The following is a 2932-nucleotide window of genomic DNA, read 5'->3' on the forward strand; positions in this document are numbered from 1 at the left end:
GGGTGAACATCTGCTGCCGGGTCAGCACGAGGCGAACCGACCGTTCCAGCTTCTTGGCCGCCATCACCGCCAGGTAAACCTGATACTGCGGGCGCAGTCCCGAGCCAAAGGCACCCCCCACGTAGGGGTTCAGCACGCGCACCTTGTCCTTGGCGAAGCCGAAGATGTTGGCGATGTAGGTCTGCACGTTCTGCGGACCCTGCGTCTTGTCATGGACGGTGATGCGGCCATCACCCTCCCAAGCCACGGTGGTGGCGTGCATCTCCATCGGGTTGTGATGCTCGGTCGCCAGGTGGTACTCCGCCGCGATCGTCACCGGGGCCTCCGCCAGCGCCGCGACGGCGTCGCCGCGGTTCTTGGGAGGATGGAATGTCTCCCGCTTCTTGGAGGGCATGAACTTCTCAGTCAGCGACGCCTCAAAGTCGGTGTTGTGCGGCACGACGTCGTAGCTGACATCCACCAGGCTCGCGGCATAGCGGGCGGCCTCGAACGTTTCGGCTAGCACGACTGCCACCGGCTGGCCGCTGAACAGGATCTGCGCGTCGCCCAACGCCCGGAACGGCGAGCCGGGTGGCCCCACCTCGTCCTGGTAGTTGCTGTCGCGCCAAGCGATGTGCGGGCGGTTCTTATGAGTGAGCACTTCCACAACACCGGGCACGCTGCGCGCGGCCGCGTCGTCGATCGCGGTGATGCTGCCTTTAGCGACCGTGGCAGACACCACGACGCCGTAAACCATACCTGCCGCGGCATATTCGGCGGCATACCTGGCTGTCCCGGTGACCTTCTCCAGCCCGTCGACACGGTTGATGGCACTGCCGATACCGATTTTGGTCGTGACGTTCATGACGGTGTCCTCTCTTACGCGACGCGCTTGTCGGTCTGCGATTGCGGCGTTGCGTCCGCGGCCTGCCGCAGCGCCCGTACGATCGCCTTGCGCGCCAGGCTAATTTTGAAGCTGTTGTCCCCCTGGCCAACGGCGCTCTCCAGCAACGCATCCCCCGCCGCCAGGAATGCCTCGTGCGATGGCGATCGGCCGACCAGCAATTTTTCCGCCTCTGGCCGGCGCCACGGCTTGTGCGCCACGCCTCCGAGTGCGATCCGCGCCTCCGCCACCTTGCCGTCTTCCATCCGCAGCGCTGCGGCGACGGACACGAGCGCGAAGGCGTAGGACAACCGGTCGCGCAGCTTGAGGTAGGTATAGTTCGCCGTGAAATCCTCTGCCGGGAGATCGATGGCGGTGACGAGCTCGCCGGGCTGCAGCGTGTTGTCCCGTGCCGGGTCGTCGCCGGGCAGGCGGTGGTAGTCCGCCATGGCGATGGCCCGTTCGCCCTTCGGTCCCGTTGCCTGCACGGTCGCGCCCAGGGCTGCCAGGGCCACACACATATCGGACGGATGGGTGGCGATGCAGGAGGGGCTGGCGCCCAGTATCGCGTGGATGCGGTTCACTCCGCCAATCGCGCCGCAGCCCGAACCCGGCGCGCGTTTGTTGCACGACGTGCCGACGTCATAGAAGTAGTAGCAGCGCGTGCGCTGGTTCAGGTTGCCGCCGTTGGTGGCCACGTTGCGCAATTGCGGGCTCGCCCCGGCCAGTATTGCGGACGCCAGCAACGGGTAGCGCTCGGCCACCAGGGGGTGTCGAGCGGTGTCGGCGTTGCTGACCAACGCACCCAGCCGCAGCCCACCATCCGGCAAGCTCTCGACTGTTCCGAGCGGCAGGCGGTTGATGTCTACAAGGGTGCCGGGCCGCTCGGTGCCTTCCTTCATCAGGTCGACGAGGTTGGTGCCGCCAGCCAGAAAGCGGGTTCCGGCCTGCGCGCCAGCCTGCACGGCTTCCGGCACGGTAGCGGCGCGCACGTAATCGAAGCGGTTCATCGCGTTGCCTCCATGACGGCGAGCACCGCGTCGACGATGTTGGTGTATGCGCCACACCGGCACAGATTGCCGCTCATCATCTCGCGCACCTCGTCGCGCGTGTGTGCCACGCCCTCATCCAGAAGGCCCTTGGCGGAGCAGATCTGACCCGGGGTGCAATAGCCGCACTGGAATGCATCATGATCCATGAACGCTTGCTGTAGCGGATGCAGGCCGTCCCCGCTTGCGAGCCCCTCTATGGTGGTGATCGCAGCGCCGTCGCGCGTGACCGCCAGCAACAGGCAGCTATTTACCCGCTTGCCGTCGACCAGCACGGTGCACGCGCCACACTGGCCGTGGTCGCATCCCTTCTTGGTTCCGGTTAGGTGTTCGCTCTCGCGCAACAGGTCGAGCAGCGTGATCCAGGGCTCAACTTGCAGCGACCGGCGCTGTCCGTTGATCGTCAGCGTGATAGGCACCGTTCCGATCGGCTTGGCCGGATCGATTTGGCAGGATGTCTCGATCATCGACATGGTGGGATCTCCGTTGACGTGGCTGGGTGACGGGCGAGCCGTCAGCCCTGCCATCCCTTGAGGAAGGCGAGCAGTGCGTCGTTGACGATGTCCGGCCGCTCCTCGTGCGGCAGGTGTCCGCAAAGCGGGATCGGCACGGTGGTGAGATCGTCGGCGATCTCGCGCCAGATGGCGGGGAAATCCCACATCTTGCCGCCGGACTCGAACTCCTCACCCCATAGCGCGAGCGTGGGGCAGGACAACTTGATGTCGGCATCGACATCATCCTGGCGGACGTCCTCTTCCGCGGCGCGATAGTCCTCGAAGGCGCCGCGCAAGGCGCCGTGCTGTTCGTAGGCGCGGGCATAGGTCGCGATGTCTTCCACGCTCAGCGCCTGCGGATCGTAGGTCCAACCTTGGAGAATGAACCGGAGCCACAGCTCCTCGCGCCCGGTGACGAGCGCTTCCGGCAAGTCGCGCACGGCGTTGAACAGGAAGAACCAGTGGCCGCGCGCGACCTTCGCGTCCATCCGCTCGAAAATCACCCGGGTCGGAATATTGTCGAGCGC

Annotated in this window: 4 protein-coding genes; all 4 read right to left on the minus strand. The window is 65.7% G+C overall.

The features are described from left to right. The coding region (locus HUU95_RS12755; protein WP_174280444.1) for a xanthine dehydrogenase family protein molybdopterin-binding subunit at positions 1-844 on the minus strand (844 nt) is incomplete at its 3' end. A 14-nt stretch (positions 845-858) separates the two neighbouring features. Then, complete coding sequence (locus HUU95_RS12760; RefSeq protein WP_174280445.1) at positions 859-1872, minus strand: FAD binding domain-containing protein; 1014 nt, start codon at positions 1870-1872, stop codon at positions 859-861. Continuing rightward, on the minus strand, positions 1869-2378 hold the full coding sequence (locus HUU95_RS12765; protein ID WP_217429842.1) for a (2Fe-2S)-binding protein: 510 nt from the start codon (positions 2376-2378) through the stop codon (positions 1869-1871). The genes HUU95_RS12760 and HUU95_RS12765 overlap by 4 nt, the downstream gene beginning before the upstream one ends. Before the next feature lie 47 nt (positions 2379-2425). Continuing rightward, positions 2426-2932, minus strand: a 507-nt coding sequence (locus HUU95_RS12770) for an alpha/beta fold hydrolase (RefSeq protein WP_217429841.1), incomplete at its 5' end; no start/stop codon positions are given.

The organism is Sphingomonas bacterium, from assembly GCF_903643065.1.
In the GTDB taxonomy this organism is placed as follows: domain Bacteria; phylum Pseudomonadota; class Alphaproteobacteria; order Sphingomonadales; family Sphingomonadaceae; genus Sphingomonas.